Source organism: Methanobacterium sp. BRmetb2, assembly GCA_003491285.1.
Lineage (GTDB): Archaea > Methanobacteriota > Methanobacteria > Methanobacteriales > Methanobacteriaceae > UBA117.
Genome location: CP022705.1, coordinates 1,157,135 through 1,175,757 on the forward strand (window position 1 = coordinate 1,157,135; position 18,623 = coordinate 1,175,757).

An 18,623-nucleotide genomic window follows, 5' to 3' on the forward strand; every position below is an offset into this window, starting at 1 on the left:
AGGTTCTAGATAAAATATATTACAAAATTAAAATATTAAACAGGGTATTATTATGGTTTGGTAAATGAATGAAATTATCATTTTGCAAAAATTTATATAGAAAGGCTCTTTAACATTAATCGATTTTTCGAATATTTCCATTAAAATATTTCCATTAATAATTTTATAAAGATCATTTCTTAAAATAGATTTGCAGGTGCTTTAATGTATGTAGTTATTATGGGTGGAGGAAGAGTTGGATTGAACCTGGCCAAGGCACTGGTTATGGGGGGGCATGACATAACTCTTATTGAATCTGATGATGTTTTATGTGGAGATTTAGCTTCGGAATTGGATGCTCTGGTCATATGTGGAAACGGTTCTGATAAAAAAATATTGGACGAGGCTAATATTGGTGACGCTGATGTTTTTGTTGCAGCCACGGGTAATGATGAATCAAACATTTTAGCTTGTATAATGGCCAATGATTATGACCTTAAAAAGATTATTGCCCGAGTTACTGATCCTAATCACGAAAAAGTTTTTTTGAAGATTGGAGTGGACGCGGTGGTTAGTCCAGAACTTACAGCAGCAAGTTATCTGGAAAAAGTCATAATAAGGCCTAAAGTGGCGGATCTGGTTGTTTTAGGAAAAGGCGATGCGGAAATTATCGACATTACTGTTGCTAATAAACAGGTAGTAGGGAAAAAAATTAGTGAAATTAACCCTACTGAAGATTACATGATATGTGCCATGCACGAAAATGAAGACATTGTTATTCCTAAACCAGACATGGTTTTAAAAAGGGGAGACAGAGTTTCTGTTCTTGCCAAAACAAAGGCAGTTAGAAAAGTAGTAAATAAATTCATGGTTTAAACAATCTTATTTAGATTTAACTTTCATTTTAAAGTCTATTAGCAATAAAAAATTTTTTTCAAAATTAAAATAATTTAGATGGATTAACTCTATTTCTGTTCCTATTTTGTGCCTGATTTTTTTGTCTGGGCTCTGATTCAATATTGGTTTTGTAATTGGTTACAATTGTTAGTACAATCTGCTTTGATTTTGATATTTGGTCTGATTTTGTTGTTGGCTTTGATTTTATGTTTGTAAATATGTTCTATTCGTATCTTCCAGTCTGCTAATGCCTCCTATAAATTGATAATGATATTTAAGTTTTCAAAAGTTAAAACTTATGTTAAAATGATGGGAAATATAAATCTAATCAATATTAATCTCTAATCATTTGCATTTAATGCTTTTTTCCTAAATTGGTTCCAGTATTGCTAACTGACAAAATTATTTCTTATATACGAATATAGTACATCTTAATAATCTTTATTATAAAATATTTCCAGGAATATAAAGGGTTTTAGAAATGAATAAAAATTTAAAAAAAAGATTCTGGGAAATTGATTCTTTAAGGGGTATTGCAATAGTATTGATGGTAGTATACCATTTTTTGTTTGATTTAAACTATTTTAATATTTATAATTTTAATTTAAGTTCAGGATTTTTATGGTGGTTTGCAAGAATTGATGCAGGCATATTCATACTATTGGTGGGAATCTCTTTAACTCTCAGTTATTCTAGAAACAGATTAATAGGTATTGATTATGAAAAAAAATCGTTGTTTATCAAATATCTTAAAAGAGGTTTGAAAATATTCTTTTATGGTATGATAATAACTTTGATCACTTGGATTTTTATTAGAGAAGAGTTTATTATATTTGGAGTTCTTCATTTCATTGGTTTGGCCATAATTTTAGAGTACCCCTTTATTAACTATAAATATCTCAATTTAGTTTTAGGAACGATTTTTATAGGTTCTGGTATTATCTTAAGCTATTTTAGGTTTAATTTCTATTTTTTAGCGTGGATTGGTTTCATACCTTCAACTTTGAATACTGTTGATTATTTTCCTCTTTTGCCATGGTTAGGTGTGGTTTCCATAGGTTTGTTTTTAGGAAATATTTTTTATAGGAACTACAAGAGAAGATTTTTTTTGCCGGATCTATCAAAAACCGGGATCATTCGACTATTTAGTTTTTTAGGACGAAACTCATTAATCATATATTTAATCCATCAACCAGTATTGATAGTTACTTTATATTTATTGGGGGGTTTAAATATAACTCTTTTGTTCAATTAAACCATTATTGCATGTTAGTTTTACTAATGGAAAAAATGTTATTTGACATAATTTTGTAATAATAGATAATTAAATACTAAAGGAACCATGATATATTATGGTTATATCCAGACATGATTATATGCTAGTCATATCGGTTTTAATATGGAAATTGTACTTTTATCAAATGTCATAATAATTCATTGTAGGATATTCTTATCTAAAAATTGTCGGGTGTAATTATGGACACTATAAAAAAATCAAAATCAATTAAAAATCATGATTTAACTGCTTCAGATAATGTAAATAATTTTATTAAGAAAATAGACAAAATTAATCCTAATATTAATGCTTTTTTGGATATAAATAAAGAAAAAGCCCTTAAAACTGCCGAAAATATTGACAATAAAATTAAAAAAGGTGAAAAGACAGGTAAATTAGCTGGGCTGGTAGTAGCTATAAAAAGTAACATTAACGTTGAAGATTTTAAAATTACAGCAGCATCTAGAACTTTGGAAAACTATCTGGGAAGTTATGATGCAACCGTTATCCAGAGAATAAGGCAGGAAGATGGTATAATAATTGGAATGACCAATATGGACGAATTTGCGGCTGGGAGTTCCACTGAAACTTCTTATTTTGGCTATACTGAAAATCCTGCAGCTCCTGGCAGAATCCCAGGAGGTTCAAGTGGGGGAAGTGCAGCAGCTATTGCAGCCGAGCTTTGTGATCTGAGTTTGGGATCAGACACAGGAGGATCAATTCGTAATCCTGCATCTCACTGTGGTGTCATGGGATTTAAACCAACATATGGTGCGGTTTCACGGCAAGGGTTGTTGGATCTGGCCATGAGTTTTGACCAGATTGGTCCTTTTGCTCGGGACACCAGTGGAATTGCACTTATGATGGATACTATCACTGGTTTTGATGAGAGAGAATGTACCACTATCGATTGGGATGTGCCCCACTTCACACAAAAAGGTGAAAATTCACAAAATCCACTAAAAGGGATCAAGGTGGGTGTAGTAGAACAGTTCATGGAAGTATCTGATGAGAACATAGTCACTATAATTGAAGGAAGCATTGATAAAATGGTGGATATGGGGGCGGAAGTTGTTGAATTAAGCTTTGATTATATTGATTTATGCCTACCTACCTACTATTTAATAAACTATGTTGAATTTTTCTCAGCCACCAGAAAATATGATGGAAGAAAATATGGTTATAACATAGAGAACGTATGCGGAGAAGAAGTTCTACGAAGAATACATATGGGCTCCTACATAAGTCAAAAAGAATACAGTGGTAAATATTATAAAAAAGCTCTCCAAGCCAGATCATTAATAAGAACCGAGATGAAAAAATTATTATCTGATGTAGATGTTATTGCTGGCCCTACAGTTCCAAAACTACCCCACAAATTAGGAACCTCACTTGACACCATGGAAATGTACGCTTACGATGTATTAACCGTAATAGCTAACCTCGCAGGGATTCCAGCAGCAAGCATGAATGCCGGAAAAGTGAATGGAATACCAGTAGGGATCCAATTACAAAGCAAACCACAAGAAGATGTTAAGATTCTACAAGTAATGGCAGGATTAGAAAATATTCAGAACAAATAAATCTGAAATTAAACCAGATCTTGTAAAATAAGATTAGCATGTCCAAAGAAAAACTTCTAAACGAGTATGAACATTTAAACAGGGAACACTACAAAATATTTGGACTTTGCTTATCCGGATGGATCTTTGATTTTTATGATCTGATCCTGTTTACTTTTTTAATTATTCCCATATCCTTTGAATTCCAAGTAACCAACTTCACAATTTCCTTTGTCCTTGGAGCCTCATTATTAGCTGCTGCAGTTGGGGGAGTAATTTTTGGGATACTTTCAGATCAACATGGAAGAAAAAAGGTTCTCCAATGGACAATTGTGATATATAGTTTGGGAACCTTTCTTTGTGCTTTTTCTCCTAATGTTGAGTCACTAATAATATTTAGAATTATCACAGGTTTAGGTATAGGTGGTGAATGGGCCGCCGGGCAAACTTTTGTTGGCGAAACAGTTCCTCCCAAATACAGGGGATTTACCGGAGCTTTACTCCAAATGGGCGGACCATTAGGTTTCATTTTAGCGGCTATTGTAGGCGGATTTATTGCACCTGAGATTGGATGGAGGGAATGCTTCTTACTATCTGCCATACCTGCTCTAATGGTAATCCTAATTCGTACGAAAATATCTGAATCTGATGTGTGGTTAAAAAATAGGGAATCAAAATCTAAAATAAGAAGATCATTTACCCTGACTGAAAATAAATTCTTTTTACTATTTTCCAAACCATACCGAAAATTATTTTGTTTATCATTAATCTTGGCTATCATAGGAAGTTCGGCTTATTGGTTAACATTTTCATGGCTACCTGATTACCTTTATTCTGAAAGAAATCTTTCTCTAGCCAAATCTGCCTTGTGGATTATATTGTCCCAATTAGGAGCAATTATAGGTCATATAATATTTGGTTTGACTGCAGATTACTTGGGAAGAAGACCGGCATTTACTATTTTTTCTTTCATAATGGCATTAGGAATAGTGATGATAACCATGTTATGGGTCCCCATCTCAGTTTATCCAGTATTAATTATGATTTTTATGTTCTTGGTAGGATTTGGAACCGGTTTATACGGTGGTTTTGGTCCTTTAATGTCAGAACTTTTCCCCACTTCTGTTAGAAACACAGCAATGGGTTCATCATTTAATCTTGCCCGGGGGGTGCAATTTTTCACACCGGTTATAATCGCGATAATTGGAGGAAGTTATGGTCTTTCCAGTGGAATATTCATAGCCGCCCTTTTTGCCTTGAGTATAGGATTATGGGTTTGGACTCTACCTGAGACCAAGGGTAAAAAACTTCAAGAACTTGAAAATAATAGAATAAAATTAGGGAATTAAAATGAAGATAGGAATTGTATATGTTAAAGGAGCAGTACCTGCATTTGAAAATTTCGGCAATTTACCCACGCACCTAGTTAAAGAAAATGGAATGGTTAATGGCCAAAAAGCCCACAAAGTTCTAGACGGCCTTATAATCCCTGGGGGCAGTATTGTTGAATCTCAAAGTATTAGTAAGGATATGGCCCAAGAAATAAAAAAAATAAATCGAGAAGGGCTTTTCATAGTGGGGATGTGTTCTGGTTTTCAAGTACTGGCTAATAAGACAGACATCGGTAGAAAATCCCCTTGTCCCATTGAAAAGGAAGGGTTAGGTATTTTAAATGTTTCTTTTAGTCCAATGATTAGTAATGATCGGGTGGAAGCAGAAATTGTAGATCAATCCTTCTTAACCAAAGGAATGATAGGTAGTACAGCAACTGGATTCCATTGCCATACTTATGGAAAAATTGAAGGGGAAGCTCCACCACTATTCTTTTCAAGAGTTAAGAGAAGAGATTATAAGGAGAATCCAAGTAAAATTTTATCTGGCGTTAGAAATGATGATGGAAATGTGGTAGGAACCATGATTCACGGATGTCTGGATGAAAATCCAGTTCTGGTACAAAATACATTAGATTATCTTGGTGCAGATAAAGATGATTTTGAAAAAATTCAGGAAGCTAATAAAGACTTGATTAAAGTCATGAAAAGTGAAATAGGCATTGATACCAACATATTTTCACCAAAACCACTAAATAAAATTCAAAGTAACTCCCATTCGAAAGACATTCCTCCAACTTTAATGATATCCAGCACAGGTTCTGATTCTGGTAAAACTTTTTTAACTACGGGTATTGTTGGAAATCTTAGAAAAAAAGGTTACAAAGTCGGTGTTTTAAAGATAGGTCCAGATATTAGAGACATAGTTCCTTCCCTTTATCTTAACAAAGAAAACATGGAACCATTCTCCTCAATAAAAATTGGCCATTTAGGATGGATGGAACTGGAAAGTGTGTTAAATGAATTTAAAACTAAAAATTATGATTTAATCGTGATTGAAGGAGTTATGAGTGCATTTACGGGATTATTAAATGAAAAAACGCCCTATTCCTCTGCTGAAATAGCAAAAGCAGCCAACATTCCAGTAATTCTTGTATCGGCCTGTAATAAAGGGGGAATAGAGACGGCTGCAGTTGATCTTGCATCTCATGCTGAAATAATGAATAAAATGGGAATAGATGTAAGTGGTCTTATTTTAAATAAAGTTTACGACGAGAATATAACTGAATCAGCTTCTTATTACCTTAAACAAAAAGTGGAAATAGATAATATATGGAAGGTTCCTAAAATCAAAATCACTGAAAGAGGTAATATTCCAGAAGTGGAACTAAAATTGGAAGATTTCTGTTTGAGTTCTATGGAAACAGTTGAAAAATATTTAAATATAGAAGATATAATTAAAATTGCTAAAAAACCAAGTTTCACAGGTTATTTATCACATAAATCTATTTTAAATACCTTTAAATAATAATACTGCAACTTTTTTCTAATTTAAAGTAATGTACAAGATTTTATATCTTGATAATTACATATTTATACCAGTTTTTCAGGAGGTATTTCAACGCGAAAATACAGAATCCACATATACAAGGTCGAGGCAGTAGGTGTAGTTGATTTAGAGGCTGAAAATAATGTAGAAGCTAGAGAAAAGGCTCTTTCGATCGCTAAAAATAAAAAAATCGATTTTAAAAAACCTAAATCTGATTTAATTGCTGAAACCTTTTTGGTGGGATGGTAATGATTTTCGCCTAATATCATATCATTTTCTTAAAATAAGTTAATTAGACATTTTCCTTAAATAAAAAATTTAAAGGTAAATTTTTTAAATTACCTATAACCATTATTTTTGTGCATTGAATTCTTTATATGCTTTTATAACATCGTCACCACTTAAAAATACCAGATCATGCTCTTCTGCATATTTTTTGGCATCATTGGTGCTTAAGGAACCACCACTAACATCATCCATCATCTCACAGCACACGGCAACCTCTGTAAGGCCGGCCATTTCCATGAGTGCGATACTCATTTCAGTATGACCTTTTCTTTTAAGTACATGTCCTTCTGCAGCTCGCAGTAGTGTAACATGCCCTGGTGATCTGAATAATTTACCAAGATTCTCTTGATTTTCATTTTTACAGATTAATCCCAGTTCTTTAATAGTAAGAGCTCGGTCAACATCTGTAATTCCTGTAAAAGTTTTCCTATGATTTACAGTTATAGAAAAAGCAGATTTTTCATCGTAAGGTATATCTGTAGGTGATAATTCTTTAAGAACCGGATATTTTTCACTGGCTGCTTCCATGATATCAGTCATAAAGGGTATTCCCAGTTTATCGGAATTTTCAGATGATATTGGGACACAAAAAAGTCCGCCAGCATCATTTCTCATTACAGTCATGTGTTGTGGGGTCATAAATTCAGCGGCCACAATCATATCTGTTTCTCTTTCCCGGTTGTCTGCATCAAATACTAATACTATTTCTCCATTTTTTAATGCTTCTAATGCTTTTTGAATCATATAATCACAACTTAATAGTTTTATTTAATTATTCACTCGTTTTAAAGGTAAATGTGATAATAACAGAATCGCCATCTTTAAGATTTAATTTTTTTCTTAAATTAGTAGGGGCCACAAATTCTAGTAAATTTTCGGGGTGATGTGTTTTTTCAGGAAAAATAACTGCGCCCTCAGTTTCATGGTTTAAATAAGCCTTTATAAATTTAACATCTCCAAAGTTTCCAGAACCTTTTATAGTTCCATAATGTTCATTTGGAATTTCTTTTAACCTTGAAAGTTCTTCTTCTATAATTTCAATATTTAAAGTACCGGTGTAGGGGGTAAATCCTAGTTTATCCGGAAATTGATTTTGATACACATCTTGACCTATAAAGTAGGCACCTTCCTTGGATCCTGAAACAACAATTCCTTTAATTTTCATTTTAACTCCTAATTTTAACATATTTTAAATTATTTCGATTTAGATATTGTATCTAATATTTAATTCATAAATAATTATTTTAAAAACTTTTTTAAGATATTGGTAATTTTATTAAGCCCATTTTCCCAGAGAAAGACATCTACAATCTATTTAATGTAATTTTTTTTAATTGAGTATTAATATTATTCTCATATTTTTATAAATTAAGTACCATGATATGTATAACTTTCACTTTTTAATCTTTTTCATGTTAAATTATTTTAATTAAATCATATCATTAGGCAATTTTTAATGTGCTGCTGATTGTTACTAAGATGTAAAAATAAACTAATCTATTTAAAGCTATATCTTTTTGTTTAGTTAAAAAAATTAAATAGATGATTAATATATTATTTAAGCGTTGAATTTATTAAAAGCTATTTCATTGGATTGTACATTTTATTGTAGAGAATATGGGTCCTCTAATGTCTATAGTCTTATTTAAACTGGTTATGTAATTTAAGCCCATCTCATCCAGTCTTAAATTAATATCTGAAATTGATCGTGATATGGTTGTTCTAATCTTAACCTCTTCTTCACCACTTACAACCATTTCCTCAATTTTATATGCTGCATAGGCTGCTACTCCGTCCATATAACTGATATTTAGATTTATACCTTTATCAATAGCATTAAACGCTATTTCATCGGTTATTTGTCCTTCAACAGCTGTTCCAACGATATTTCCCTGGTATAAATATATCTGATTCCATGCTGCGGGCCCTAATAGTTTCGTTCCTTCTTCCGGTTCTATTAATTCAACCTTTATATTTTTTCCCAGAAATTCACCTTCAAACACTGTAAATTCGCATGGAGATAATTCATCAGCATATTCTTGGCCAGTTTTTAATATTTTTTCCATTAATGATCGACCCTCTGCAGTGGCGGGATAATAATTAATTCGAAGCATAGATGCCAGTTCACGATCAGTTACCTCCCATTTTTCATATATTTGGGGATAAACCATTTCTCTGATATCTTTTTGCTCATTTAAAATCATGGCTATTCTTTCAGCACCAACACCGAGATTCATCACTTCTACTTCGATCCCATATTTAGCCAGTGCTATAGGTGAATAAATTCCAAATGTTGCAATTTCCACCCAATTATTTAATTGGGGGTGGTAACCATAGACTTCAGTTTGAGTACCGGGTATGTAGTACTTGGATTTCTTTTCATCAGGCAGGAATTTGAATTTTTCAAAACCAAAATGTTCCAGTAAACTTTCTGAAACTGCCATTCCCATATCCAGTGATACTTCATCATCCATAATAACACAGGAAGCAGAATGATAGGTCATAAGATGACTCATATCCTCTTTTTGTTCTCTTCTAAAACATCGATCAATTGAAAAAAGTTTAAGAGGCAAAGATCTTTTGTTTTTAAGATGATTAAGTGTTATAAACCATCCAGAGGTCATGTGAGATCTTAGGGTAGTCCTGCCGGCAATGGGTTTCAGTTCATGGATTTCAGGAAAAACCCGCTCTAGAACCCTTAGGCCCATTTCATTTTCCACATTTAGGGCAATGGAGAGATCTTGGACCAGATCATCACCGCTGATATCTCCTTTTTTGTATCCTCTAAACACATTTTTAAGATTATCTACTTTATCGTCACTTAATTCAATACCTAGTTTCTCAATTTTTTCAATCTTTTCCATTCCTAAACCAATATCTGGCCGTGGAAGCCCTGCCAGATAGAAGCACCTGTCTAAAACTGCCGGGGCTTCAGGTCCAAATTGTTTGTAAATATGTTCTTCATCAATGAACACTGGATTAATTACCTCATCAAATCCCAACTTAATATAAGCTTGTCTTAATTCTGATATAGTATCGTAAAGCATGTGAGTTTTACCGGTTTTAAAACGCAGCCGGGGATATTCATAGTCGTGATGGGGCTTTTTCAGCGTTTTTGAAGTTTCAACCCATGCCTTCTCAAAATCTTTTTTTGCAAGTTTTATAATTTGCTTTTTATTCAGTTTAACTGCCCCCATTCTCTCTTGGTTCATATTATCTTACTAATCACTTTTATATTTTAATGGGTTTTAATGATTGATGAACTTGGAATCTTTTATATTTTAATGGTTTGGTTATTAATCCTGCTTGAAATAAAAATCATAAATTTAAATATTCATGATACACAATGTGTGATCATGGAAAGCGAGATATACCAATGTGATGTTTTAATTATAGGATCTGGTGGGGCTGGATCAAGAGCAGCTATAGAAGTTTCTAATTACAATTTAAAACCCATAATAGTTTCAAAAGGATTATCCTTCAAGTCAGGATGTACTATGATGGCTGAAGGTGGTTACAATGCTGCATTTGCATTTGTAGATGCTGAAGATAGCACAGATATTCATTATGAAGATACATTAAAAGGAGGAGCTTATTTAAATGACCCAGTACTGGCCAGGATTCTGGTGAACGAAGCACCAGATCGTTTAATTGAATTGGAAAGATTCGGAGCTCTGTTTAATAGACAAAAATCTGGTAAAATAGATCAAAGGCCTTTCGGCGGTCAAACTTATCGACGAACATGTTTCCAAGGAGATAGAACTGGCCATGAAATGATTTCTGCTCTCAAAGAAGAGATCATAAGGCGCAATATTAAAACCATTGATGAAGTGATGATAACTTCACTGATCACTGACGAACCACACAAAAAAGTTTTAGGAGCTATTGGATTATCACTCAAAGATTCTAAATTCATTATCTTTAAGGCTAAGTCAGTCATACTTGCCACTGGGGGGTCTGGTCAGATATATCCTGTAACTTCCAATACTATGCAGAAAGGAGGAGATGGTTTTGCCCTGGCTTATAATGCCGGAGCAGATTTAATGGACATGGAACAGGTACAATTCCACCCTACAGGAATGATATATCCTGAATCACGAAAAGGTATTCTAGTTACAGAAGCAGTAAGAGGAGAAGGAGGAAAACTCATCAATAGTGAGGGGACCCGTTTCATGAAAAAATATGACCCTCGAGGAGAACTGGCCACAAGAGATGTAGTGGCTCGGGCCATATATAACGAAATCCGTGAAGGCAGAGGAACAAAAAATGGTGGAGTTTACCTTGATGTCACTCACCTCCCAGAGGAACTTATAAAGGACAAACTGGAAACTATGTTTTTACAATTTCAGGATGTTGGTGTAGATATAAGGAAAGAGCCTATGGAAGTAGCACCTACTGCTCACCATTTTATGGGGGGAGTAAGAATTAATGAAAATGGTGAAACTTCAATAAAAAATTTATACGCTGCTGGAGAAGTTACTGGTGGAGTTCATGGGGCAAACAGGCTTGGTGGAAATGCACTGGCAGATACACAGGTATTTGGACGAAGAGCAGGTATCGCTGCTTCAAAAAATGCTCTTAAATCTGAATTTGATCTAAACCGAAAACAGATTGCCTTGGAAGAAGAAAAAATCTTAAATCTCTTTAAAGAAGGCGATATTTATCCACATGAAATAAAAAAAGAATTAAAAGATACTATGTGGAAGAACGTAGCGATAATAAGAAATGAAAAAGCATTAAATTCAACTTTATCCACAATAAGGAATTTAAAATTAAAATCGAATAATATGCATGTTTCAGGTGGTTCAAGTTTTAACAAAAACCTTCAAGACGCTATAGAAGTTAAAAATATGTTGGATATGGCAGAATTAGTCACTAAATCTGCTTTACTACGTGAAGAAAGTCGCGGTTCCCATTTTAGAGAAGACCGCCCTGAAACAAGTGATAAATGGAAAAAGAGCATAATCCTGAATAAAAATGGGGATGTAAGATTTATTAAAAGATAAATTATTTCTATTTTATTAAAATTTAATGAAATTTTTTTAAGATTTAAATCAAGGGGTTTAGATGATTTTTAATATTTCCAAGGATGATAAGGATTATAAATCCGAAGTTAAAGTCCTTTTAGGGGAAGAAGTTTTACTTGATGTTCAGGATTTACCTTTGAATAGAAATGTGACTATTCATCTTAGTAAAAGAAAAGGTAGGTCATGAAGATTTAGTGGCAAATTTTATTATTCCGAAAATAAAACCAACATTTCTCCTATAATAATTGGCAGCGGTTCAGAAGGTGGTATATCCCCCCAGATGTAGTGGCAGGTATTCTAGCATCTAAAGGTTACGCAGCCATGGTTTCGGCTTACTTTGAAATGCCGGGGTTGCCTCAATACTGGAAGAAATTCCTTTAGATTACATACAAAAAGCAATTAAATGGCTTTTAAATCATAAAAATGTGGATAAAGAAAAGTTGGCTATGATGGAACGTCTAAAGGGGCAGAACTTACATTATTATCGGCTTCCATTTTTCCTGAGATAAAAATGGTTATTGCTACCTCTCCTAGTGGTGCAGTTTCTCAGGCTATAAACCCGAATCCTGATGCATCTCCCAAATCTTCATGGATATATAAAAATGAACCTGTACCTTTTGTACCATTTATTTATTCCAATGAATTCTTAAAGCAATTTTCAAAAGGATATCCAAAACGCATGGAATTTTTACCCCTTTATAAAGCAAGTTTCCAAATGAGGGGGCAGTTGAGAAGGCATTTATTGAAGTAGAAAATATTAATGGGCTGTTATTATTGATTTCCAGTGGCGATGACAGGGTATGGCCCTTGAAAAAAATGTCTGAAATGATTATAGAACGTCTAAACTCTCATAATTTTAAATTTAAGGTTAAACATTTAAGCTATGAATGCGCAGGACACCTTGCTGGCAGGCCAGGATACATGTCATGGCCGGTACGATTCTATGTAAGGGCATGAACTCCCCAAATCAACTGGAAGACTCAAGTAAAGATTTGAAAAGTTATTTTAATTTTTTTTGGGTTAAAATACTAATCACAGAATAAATAACAGTTAATGTTTATTTTGAGTGGATAATAAAATTAAATTTTTAAGAAACTATTTTAATAACTTAGAAATAATTTAACTATTATTACTTAAATTAAAAATAGAAATTTCTCATAATATTTTGTCTGCATTTAAATATTTTAAATTAACATCATAAGATTTAACGGGGAAAGTCTATGGGCCGCTATCAGCTGATTCTTTTGTTTTTAATAGTTATCCTGGTCTTGGTGGGGGCCTGGCAAGTCTCCATATCCAACGACCCGGATATCATAACTGTGGGTTATATACCCTGTGATCATTCTGCTGCTTTATTTGTAGCTGAAGCGAATAACACCTACGAAAAAGAAGGTTTAAACGTTAAATCCACTCAATTAGCAACAGGTTCTGACATAATTAGTGCTCTTTCCAGTGGTAAATTGGATGTTGGGTATTTGGGAATTACTCCCACACTTCAAGCCATCAGTCAGGGGGTTCCCATTAAAATAGTGGGGGCTGTTAACCTAGATGGCACGGGCATAGTAGTTCAAAAAAATTCTAAAATTCAAAAAATACCTGATTTGGAGGGTAAAACTGTAGCAACTCCTGGTGTAAGTTCCATTCAAGACATTCTCTTACTTTATGAATTGCAAAAGTATAATATGACATCAGATGATCTTAATATTGTATCCATGAACATTTACGTGATCCCATCGGCTCTAGCTGCAGATAAAATTGATGCTTATATAGCATACGAACCATTTGTATCCATAGCTCGTTACCGAAATACGGGTCAGGTAATGATGTACTCGGGGGAAATAATAAACAATCATCCTTGCTGTGTGATTGTAGCTCGAGAAGATTTTATTAAGGAACATCCTGATGAATTACAAAAATTCCTTAAAATTCATCATACAACCACGGAGTATGTTAAATCCCATCCAGAAGATTCTGCAGAAATGGTATCTCAAGAAATAGTCACAAACAGTAAAGTGGAACAAATGGCTATGAAGAATGTTATATATGTATCATTATTAGATGAAAAATTCCAACAAAGCGTCATAGATTTCATGATAATGGAAAATAAGTTAGGATATCTTAATAAAACATTAACTGCAGAACAACTATTTGACACTCGATTTTTAGGTGGTTAGTTTGAGAAAAATAATTTACTCCCTAATATTACCCATTCTAATTATCGTGGTCTGGGCCATTCTCACCACCTTCACCGGATATATACCTTCTTATATTTTACCTAGTCCTTCAGAGGTCTTCCAGTCTTTTTTGGAACTTATTTACAACGGTAGTTTACTGGAAGCTACTATTTATACATTAACTCAAGTTTTTTTTGGTTTAATTGTTTCCGCAGCTGTTGCCATTCCTCTGGGCATATTAATGGGATGGTCACGTAAGGTTGAAGGACTTTTTGGATTAATAGTTGGAATCTTAAGGCCAATTCCACCAATAGCATGGATACCTTTTGCCATCTTATGGTTTGGAATAGGGATGACTTCTTCAATTTTCATTATTTTCGCAGGAAGTGTTTTCCCCATACTAATAAATACTATTGACGGGGTTAAAAGAATAGACCCTGTGTTACCAGAGGCGGCTTATACTTTGGGGGCCACTGAATTCCAAACCATTAGAAAAGTTGTACTACCTGCAGCGTTACCTAACATTATAACCGGACTCAAGGTAGGGGTGGGTATTGGACTTATGTGTACTGTAGCTGCAGAGATGATAGGATCCAATAATGGTTTAGGATATATCATACTGACTTCAACAAGCATGTTAAACACTGGAGCCGCGATTGTAGGTATGCTGACCATTGGAATCATTGGTCTAGGTCTAGATTACCTTTTTAACAGAGTGGAGAAAGATCTAAGATGATAACTCTAAAAAATGTTTCTAAAACTTTTAATCACAATGGAAAAGCCTTGGAAATTTTAAAAGATATCAATCTTAAAGTCGTTGATGGAGAATTTTTATGTGTTTTAGGACCTTCTGGTTGTGGCAAAACTACTTTACTACGTATGATGGCTGGTTTAGATTTCCCTACGAGCGGCGAAATTAGGGAGGGTGATAAAATAGTGAGTGCTCCCACCAGAGGTCGGGGTTTTGTTTTCCAACAATATTCACTTTTTCCCTGGATGAATGTGCTGGATAATGTTAGTTTTGGTCTGGAATTAAGGGGTATTGCCAAAAAGGAGCGTTATATTCAATCACGAAAATATTTGAAAATGGTGGGACTTCTTCCCTTTCAGGATAGTTATCCCCATGAACTTTCAGGGGGCATGAAGCAGAGGGTTGCCATAGCCCGTTGTCTGGTAAACAAAACCCGTATCTTATTGATGGATGAGCCTTTTTCTGCATTAGATGTTCAAACCAGAGAGAAATTACAAGGAGAGCTTGTAAAAATTTGGGAAAATGAGAAAAAGACGGTAGTGTTTGTGACCCACTCGGTTGATGAGGCAGTGTTCCTTGCAGATCGAATAGTTGTTCTCAGCAGTGGTCCGGGATGTGTACTCCAAAATATTCCTATTAAAATGAAAAGAATTCGGGATAGGACTTCATATGAATTTTTAGACATTAAAAAATACATAATTAATTTGTTGAATGATTAATTTAAGAATTTTTAAATTTTTATTATAATCCTATATTTTCAATGAAACTCTTTTCATCAGTCAAATCATCCATTATAAAATCAACTTTCGATTTTATTAGTTCTTCAGAACTGTAGCGGCCGGTGGCAACACCAATGGTTTTTGCACCTGCTTTTTTACCTGCCACCACATCTCGGGGAGTATCTCCAATTACAAAAATTTCATCTCCCTTAAAATTAAACTCATATCTGGCTACTTTAATTGCTTTTTTAACAAGCAGGGAGCGTTCAGCATAGTCACTACCAAAACCACCAAAAGGAAAATATTCATCTAAACCTGCACGATTCAACTTAGCATAAGCTATAGGCTCTAAATTCCCAGTGGTAAGTCCCAAAAGAACTTCTTCTTTTTCAAGCAGATTCAAGAGATTTTTAGCACCATCAAGTGCTTTGACATTTTCCAGGTGCACATTTTCCAGATAATATTGAATCATATAATCCAAACAATTCTGAAAATTCTTTTTAATAGTATCTTCTTTAAATTTTCCCAATTCCAATACTTCTCTAAGAATTTGAGGGTCAGTTTTGCCAGCATAGTTTATACCGCTTATGTCTTCTTTCATACCATAGAACTTACCGACGGCGTGTACAAATGCTTGGTAGTGACAACGAGCCCCTCTGACTAAGGTTCCATCAATATCAAAAAGAGCTAAAATACTATTTGTCATGATTTATCTCCACATTGATTAAGATTTAGATAATAGTTCTGCTGCTGCATTTTCAGCAATATCTATCACAACTGCTTCTTCAAGAGTGACTACCTCTTTATCTTTCATTAAAATTTCTCCATTACATATCACAGTATTGATATCGGAACCATTAGCAGCGTATACTAAATGGGAAATTGGATGTCTATATGGTGTTAAGTGTGCTGAATTCATATCTGCTAATATTACATCTGCTTTTTTACCTACTTCAATTGTTCCTATCTCATTTTCAAGTCCCAAAGTACGGGCACCATTAATTGTACTCATTTCAAATACTTTTTTTGCGGATAACGCCATTGAATCAAGATTATGTACTTTTTGCAGTAGGGCGGCGATTTTCATCTCCTCTACCATATCTAAATTATTGTTTGAAGCCGCACCGTCAGTTCCTAAAGAAACACAGACTCCTCTTTTAATTAACTCATCTACTGGTGATATTCCAGAAGCTAATTTCATATTACTTGAAGGATTATGGGATAGTTTGACATTATTGTTTTTAATTATATTTTTTTCCTCTTCACTGAGCCAAACAGCATGGGCTGCAATTACATCTTCGCCTAAAAATCCCAACTCATCCAGGTATTCAAAAGGTCTCTTTCCCTGGGCCGCTATAACTTGTTCTACCTCGTTTTGGGTTTCACAAACATGTATATGAATATTTACTCCATACTTATCTGCTTTTTTTCGAACCTCTTCAAGTAGTTCTGGGGAACAAGTATATGTGCTGTGCGGGCCAAATGCAACTTGTATACGTCCTTCAGCAGTGTTATGGCATTTTTTAATTATTCTGATACTTTCTTTAAATTCATTTTTCCTTTTTTCTTCATCAAAAAGATCTATCATACCATGGGATAGTACTGAGCGCAGTCCAGACTCTTCTACTGCACGGGCCACATCATCCATGTAAAAGTACATGTCGTTAAAGGTGGTGGTACCTGATTTAATCATTTCTAAACAACCCAACAGGGCACCAGCATAACAATACTCCCCACTTAAATTAGCCTCCATAGGCCATATATATTCATTTAGCCAAGTATCCAATGGTAAATCATCAGCAAGACCTCTCATTAATGTCATTGGAACATGAGTATGGGTATTAACAAAGCCTGGCATTAATACTTTTTTATAGCCGTTTATAACTTCATCAGCATCTTTTGAATTTAATTTATCGTTAATTGTAGTGATTTTGTCATTTTCAATCAGTACTGATCCTTTTTTTAGATCTCCACCCAGTATTGCAATGTCTTTGATTAAAATACTTTTATTCTCCATGATACCACCATTCTATTTAAGAGGGATTAGACTACCTATTATATCTAAAGGTTAATATTATAACTGTCAATATTATAAATTTTCATAAATATTAATATTCACGAATTTTGAGATTCGGGATTAAAAAACTTTTAAAATTACTATTATAGGGAGGATTTTAATGAAATTAAGAATTGCCTTACCATCCAAGGGGAGAATAAGTGATCCTGCCGTTAAACTTTTAGGAAAGGCAGGAATTGGTTTAAAGGATACAGCTAATAGAAAACTGTTCTCAGAAACACATGATAATGATATAAGTGTAATGTTTACTCGTGCTGCAGACATACCCGAATTCGTTGCTGACGGCGCCGCAGATTTAGGAATAACTGGATTAGACCTTATAGGAGAAAAAGGTGTTGATGTAGAAATTTTAGAAGATTTAAACTTTGGAAGAGCTAAACTCGTTCTGGCAGCTCCGGAAGATTCTAAAATCAATAATATATCTGATATAGATGATGATGCAATTGTTGCTACAGAATTTCCCAATTTAACAGAAAAATATCTAAAAGATAACGGAATTAATGCTAAAATAGTGGAACTTAGCGGATCAACAGAAATAGCTCCTTTTATAGGGGTGGCAGATATAATCGTTGATCTAACCAGTACAGGAACCACACTCAAGATGAATCATCTGAAAATTATCGACACGGTTGTAGAAAGTTCTGTAAAACTTGTAGCTAATAAAGAAAGCTATAATGCCAAGGAAGAGAAGATTGAAGCTGTAAGGACTGGTATTAAAGGAGTTATTGATGCTGAAGGTAAAAAACTGGTTATGATGAATGTGGATGAAAAACATCTAAAAGCCATAAAAAAGGCTATGCCCGGACTCACCGGCCCAACTGTGTCACAAGTTTTATCCAATAATGGTGTGGTGGCAGTCCACGCTGTGGTGGATGAAAAAAAAGTTTTTAAACTAGTAAATAAGCTTAAAATGATAGGTGCCAGGGATATCCTGGTGGTTCCAATTGAAAGAATAATATAAGCTCCTGTTTTATATTAATCCCATTTTATTGG

17 protein-coding genes are annotated in these 18,623 nt (G+C 34.0%); 12 read left to right on the plus strand and 5 right to left on the minus strand.

Going from position 1 to position 18,623, the window contains the following annotated elements; all coding sequences use genetic code 11:
- Positions 1-204 precede the first annotated feature (204 nt).
- The 5 genes from CIT01_05820 (at position 205) to CIT01_05840 (ending at position 6,573) form a co-directional block, all read left to right on the plus strand.
- A complete protein-coding gene (locus CIT01_05820; GenBank protein ID AXV37748.1) occupies positions 205-855 on the plus strand; it encodes a potassium transporter TrkA in 651 nt (216 codons plus the stop codon).
- A gap of 502 nt (positions 856-1,357) precedes the next feature.
- The gene (locus tag CIT01_05825; protein ID AXV37749.1) at positions 1,358-2,131 is read left to right on the plus strand and encodes a hypothetical protein; all 774 of its coding nucleotides are present in this window, start codon (positions 1,358-1,360) and stop codon (positions 2,129-2,131) included.
- Between the two features lie 221 nt (positions 2,132-2,352).
- The gene (gene gatA, locus CIT01_05830) at positions 2,353-3,735 is read left to right on the plus strand and encodes an Asp-tRNA(Asn)/Glu-tRNA(Gln) amidotransferase GatCAB subunit A (protein ID AXV37750.1); all 1,383 of its coding nucleotides are present in this window, start codon (positions 2,353-2,355) and stop codon (positions 3,733-3,735) included.
- 38 nt (positions 3,736-3,773) lie between these two features.
- Positions 3,774-5,063, plus strand: a complete 1,290-nt coding sequence (locus tag CIT01_05835; GenBank protein ID AXV37751.1) for an MFS transporter — start codon at positions 3,774-3,776, stop codon at positions 5,061-5,063.
- Between the two features lies 1 nt (position 5,064).
- Positions 5,065-6,573 carry a cobyrinic acid a,c-diamide synthase gene (locus CIT01_05840; protein ID AXV37752.1) on the plus strand — a complete coding sequence of 503 codons (1,509 nt, stop codon included), beginning with the start codon at positions 5,065-5,067 and terminating at the stop codon, positions 6,571-6,573.
- Between the two features lie 372 nt (positions 6,574-6,945).
- Here CIT01_05840 and ribB read toward each other — a convergent pair whose 3' ends face one another.
- The 3 genes from ribB to sepS form a co-directional block, all read right to left on the minus strand.
- Positions 6,946-7,626, minus strand: a complete 681-nt coding sequence (gene ribB, locus CIT01_05845; GenBank protein ID AXV37753.1) for a 3,4-dihydroxy-2-butanone-4-phosphate synthase — start codon at positions 7,624-7,626, stop codon at positions 6,946-6,948.
- 28 nt (positions 7,627-7,654) lie between these two features.
- Positions 7,655-8,047 (minus strand): hypothetical protein, encoded by a 393-nt coding sequence (locus tag CIT01_05850; protein AXV37754.1) that lies wholly within the window; start codon positions 8,045-8,047, stop codon positions 7,655-7,657.
- 421 nt (positions 8,048-8,468) lie between these two features.
- Positions 8,469-10,079, minus strand: a complete 1,611-nt coding sequence (sepS, locus tag CIT01_05855; GenBank protein AXV38740.1) for an O-phosphoserine--tRNA ligase — start codon at positions 10,077-10,079, stop codon at positions 8,469-8,471.
- A 159-nt stretch (positions 10,080-10,238) separates the two neighbouring features.
- Between sepS and CIT01_05860 the strand changes: the two genes are divergently transcribed.
- The 6 genes from CIT01_05860 to CIT01_05885 all read left to right on the plus strand — a co-directional run bounded on the left by CIT01_05860 (position 10,239) and on the right by CIT01_05885 (position 15,553).
- Positions 10,239-11,888: a fumarate reductase subunit A gene (locus CIT01_05860; GenBank protein AXV38741.1), complete on the plus strand. Its 1,650-nt coding sequence runs from the start codon at positions 10,239-10,241 to the stop codon at positions 11,886-11,888.
- 532 nt (positions 11,889-12,420) lie between these two features.
- Entirely contained in the window at positions 12,421-12,660 is a 240-nt protein-coding gene (locus CIT01_05865) for a hypothetical protein (GenBank protein ID AXV37755.1), read from the plus strand.
- Positions 12,651-12,866 carry a hypothetical protein gene (locus tag CIT01_05870; protein ID AXV37756.1) on the plus strand — a complete coding sequence of 72 codons (216 nt, stop codon included), beginning with the start codon at positions 12,651-12,653 and terminating at the stop codon, positions 12,864-12,866. Before CIT01_05865 ends, CIT01_05870 begins: the two co-directional genes overlap by 10 nt.
- A gap of 263 nt (positions 12,867-13,129) precedes the next feature.
- The gene (locus CIT01_05875; GenBank protein AXV37757.1) at positions 13,130-14,083 is read left to right on the plus strand and encodes an aliphatic sulfonate ABC transporter substrate-binding protein; all 954 of its coding nucleotides are present in this window, start codon (positions 13,130-13,132) and stop codon (positions 14,081-14,083) included.
- 1 nt (position 14,084) lies between these two features.
- Positions 14,085-14,819, plus strand: coding sequence for an ABC transporter permease (locus tag CIT01_05880; protein ID AXV37758.1), 735 nt, complete (start codon positions 14,085-14,087; stop codon positions 14,817-14,819).
- A complete protein-coding gene (locus tag CIT01_05885) occupies positions 14,816-15,553 on the plus strand; it encodes a nitrate ABC transporter ATP-binding protein (GenBank protein AXV37759.1) in 738 nt (245 codons plus the stop codon). Before CIT01_05880 ends, CIT01_05885 begins: the two co-directional genes overlap by 4 nt.
- A 22-nt stretch (positions 15,554-15,575) precedes the next feature.
- On the opposite strand, the gene CIT01_05890 is transcribed toward CIT01_05885, so the two are convergent.
- Both CIT01_05890 and CIT01_05895 read right to left on the minus strand, forming a co-directional pair.
- The gene (locus CIT01_05890) at positions 15,576-16,259 is read right to left on the minus strand and encodes a haloacid dehalogenase (GenBank protein ID AXV37760.1); all 684 of its coding nucleotides are present in this window, start codon (positions 16,257-16,259) and stop codon (positions 15,576-15,578) included.
- A gap of 18 nt (positions 16,260-16,277) precedes the next feature.
- Complete coding sequence (locus tag CIT01_05895) at positions 16,278-17,570, minus strand: N-ethylammeline chlorohydrolase (protein ID AXV37761.1); 1,293 nt, start codon at positions 17,568-17,570, stop codon at positions 16,278-16,280.
- A 160-nt stretch (positions 17,571-17,730) separates the two neighbouring features.
- On the opposite strand from CIT01_05895, the gene CIT01_05900 reads away from it, so the two are divergent.
- Entirely contained in the window at positions 17,731-18,591 is an 861-nt protein-coding gene (locus CIT01_05900; GenBank protein AXV37762.1) for an ATP phosphoribosyltransferase, read from the plus strand.
- Positions 18,592-18,623: the final 32 nt, after the last annotated feature.

What these genes read in the sequence shown, in the direction of transcription:
- CIT01_05820 (AXV37748.1), top strand. Translation starts at nt 205, where the DNA reads ATGTATGTAGTTATTATGGGTGGAGGAAGAGTTGGATTGAACCTGGCC.
- CIT01_05825 (AXV37749.1), top strand. Translation starts at nt 1,358, where the DNA reads ATGAATAAAAATTTAAAAAAAAGATTCTGGGAAATTGATTCTTTAAGG.
- CIT01_05840 (AXV37752.1), top strand. Translation starts at nt 5,065, where the DNA reads ATGAAGATAGGAATTGTATATGTTAAAGGAGCAGTACCTGCATTTGAA.
- CIT01_05865 (AXV37755.1), top strand. Translation starts at nt 12,421, where the DNA reads ATGGTTATTGCTACCTCTCCTAGTGGTGCAGTTTCTCAGGCTATAAAC.
- CIT01_05850 (AXV37754.1), bottom strand. Translation starts at nt 8,047, where the DNA reads ATGAAAATTAAAGGAATTGTTGTTTCAGGATCCAAGGAAGGTGCCTAC.
- CIT01_05890 (AXV37760.1), bottom strand. Translation starts at nt 16,259, where the DNA reads ATGACAAATAGTATTTTAGCTCTTTTTGATATTGATGGAACCTTAGTC.
- gatA (AXV37750.1), top strand. Translation starts at nt 2,353, where the DNA reads ATGGACACTATAAAAAAATCAAAATCAATTAAAAATCATGATTTAACT.
- CIT01_05835 (AXV37751.1), top strand. Translation starts at nt 3,774, where the DNA reads ATGTCCAAAGAAAAACTTCTAAACGAGTATGAACATTTAAACAGGGAA.
- CIT01_05875 (AXV37757.1), top strand. Translation starts at nt 13,130, where the DNA reads ATGGGCCGCTATCAGCTGATTCTTTTGTTTTTAATAGTTATCCTGGTC.
- CIT01_05895 (AXV37761.1), bottom strand. Translation starts at nt 17,570, where the DNA reads ATGGAGAATAAAAGTATTTTAATCAAAGACATTGCAATACTGGGTGGA.
- CIT01_05885 (AXV37759.1), top strand. Translation starts at nt 14,816, where the DNA reads ATGATAACTCTAAAAAATGTTTCTAAAACTTTTAATCACAATGGAAAA.
- sepS (AXV38740.1), bottom strand. Translation starts at nt 10,079, where the DNA reads ATGGGGGCAGTTAAACTGAATAAAAAGCAAATTATAAAACTTGCAAAA.
- ribB (AXV37753.1), bottom strand. Translation starts at nt 7,626, where the DNA reads ATGATTCAAAAAGCATTAGAAGCATTAAAAAATGGAGAAATAGTATTA.
- CIT01_05900 (AXV37762.1), top strand. Translation starts at nt 17,731, where the DNA reads ATGAAATTAAGAATTGCCTTACCATCCAAGGGGAGAATAAGTGATCCT.
- CIT01_05860 (AXV38741.1), top strand. Translation starts at nt 10,239, where the DNA reads ATGGAAAGCGAGATATACCAATGTGATGTTTTAATTATAGGATCTGGT.